Source organism: Ruminococcus sp. AF17-12 (assembly GCF_003479245.1).
In the GTDB taxonomy this organism is placed as follows: domain Bacteria; phylum Bacillota; class Clostridia; order Lachnospirales; family Lachnospiraceae; genus Blautia_A; species Blautia_A fusiformis.
The window spans coordinates 1-569 of record NZ_QUGY01000031.1 but is presented as its reverse complement, the minus strand read 5'-3'; positions in this window follow the sequence as shown (position 1 = coordinate 569).

Sequence of the window (569 nt, the reverse complement as noted above, 5' to 3'; positions counted from 1 at the left end):
ATAAGTACCGAAGAATACAGAAACCAGATCGGCACAACGTTCCATTCTGAGTACCGCAGCATACAGACAAAAGTCAACAACGCAGCACACACAACAACGCAGAACTCCTTCCGTGCCCAACGGGGTGGGAGCGCGAGGGAGGGCGTTCGGGCTACGGAACTCTGAGATCGCCTTCCCTCGCACTTACCGCATTGAAAATGCGACCGGCATAGCGCGCCATACAGCGAAGAGTCTTATTAAAAAACAACACATATAAAATAATAAACAGGAAGATAATAGCATAATAGATGAATGATAGCAGAAAAGAAATTGTCCTATAAAAATAAACTTCCAGGAAAATCTAAAAAAATTGAAATTTATGGTTGACAAGCATAACTCCCAGTGGTATTATAACTGAGCTGTCGCAAATAATTGTTTTCAAAAAATAAACAATTAAAAAGAATTTCAGAAAAATGAAATTTACAGTTGACAAAAGACAGAAGATATGATAAAGTATCCAAGTCGTCAACGAAACGACAACAAAATCTTAACTCAAAAATGTTTGAAAAAACTTAAAAAAGTGATTGACA